General features: G+C 49.1%; 1 protein-coding gene. It reads right to left on the bottom strand.

The features are described from left to right. On the bottom strand, positions 1-1,127 hold a 1,127-nt coding region (locus KQI26_RS15105; RefSeq protein ID WP_216505055.1), incomplete at its 3' end, for a transposase. Positions 1,128-1,146: the final 19 nt, after the last annotated feature.

Here is a 1,146-nt window from a genome sequence, read left to right as displayed (position 1 = left end):
CCTCTGAAAAATGCCGGATAGCAACTGCTGGCCAGCACTCTGCGCCGAATTCCAGCCTTGTCAAAACAGCCCGGCCGCTTTGGACAGCGCATACAAGCATCGCCCTCGACCTGGTAGCAACGCAGATATTTGCCCGTCGATTTGCTGCAATTTAGTCTGTGGTATGTGAGAGGAACTCCTTCCGGACAGATGAATGCGTCGAGCTGTGGATCGTAGGAGAATCCATATTTCTCAGGTGGATTGGAGAACTGAATTGCGGGGATATATCCGGTAATGCCCAGAAACTCCAGCCCCCGGTGAACAGCACCAGTCTCATATCCGCGATCCAGAGCAAGTCGGCTCATTGGGATGCCAAGATTGATTTGCCGTTCCAAATGCCGCAAGATCAGGACGCTTTCCTTCTCATTGGCAGAATATACATCAACGCCTGTTAAAATGCCGTGTTTGCAGTCCACAGTTGCTTCCATCAGATACCCGATGCCGCGTTTGCTGCCGTGATTGATATAACCGCTGTCTGGATCCGTTTGGCTGGTGGTACAGCACTTCCTTACAATTTTTGTTGGCGGCTTTTTGAAGCCCGGCTGATTGGAAAGCTCTTCATCCAAAGAATCGAGATAGCTTTGCATACTCTGTTCAACTTCTGTTTCTACATTGATCCAGCTTTCTCTTGATATGTTGGCCGGAATGTAGCTTCCATCCGCAGCCATCGCTTCTCCGTCAATCAGCCCGCTGTCTATGCATTGCTTGACTATTTCATAAAAGGCTTTCTGAAAAAGGCTGCTCTGCTGCCATTTTCGTGTTCTGGTCTTGCTGAATGTGGAGTGATTTGGGATCGTGTCATCCAGTTCAAATCCGCAAAACCATCGGTAGGCGATGTTGAGCTGAACTTCCTCCACCAACCGCCGCTCTGATTTGATGCCATACGGGTATCCGATCAAGAGCATTTTGAACATACTGACAGGGTCGACAGATGGACGGCCTGTTGCCGGATAATATGGCGTCAGAAGATCATAGATGAAATCAAAGGATACCATCCGCTCGATCTTCCGCAGCAGGTGGGTTTCTGGAATCAGTGACTCTATATCTACGAAAAGCATTGCCATTTGTCTGCTTTGGTGTCCCATCATGCTGCATCCCTCCTATAAC

Origin of the sequence: Intestinimonas sp. MSJ-38 (assembly GCF_018917925.1) — a bacterium.
In the GTDB taxonomy this organism is placed as follows: Bacteria; Bacillota; Clostridia; order Oscillospirales; family Butyricicoccaceae; genus Pseudobutyricicoccus.
This window is presented reverse-complemented; position numbering and strand designations above follow the sequence as displayed.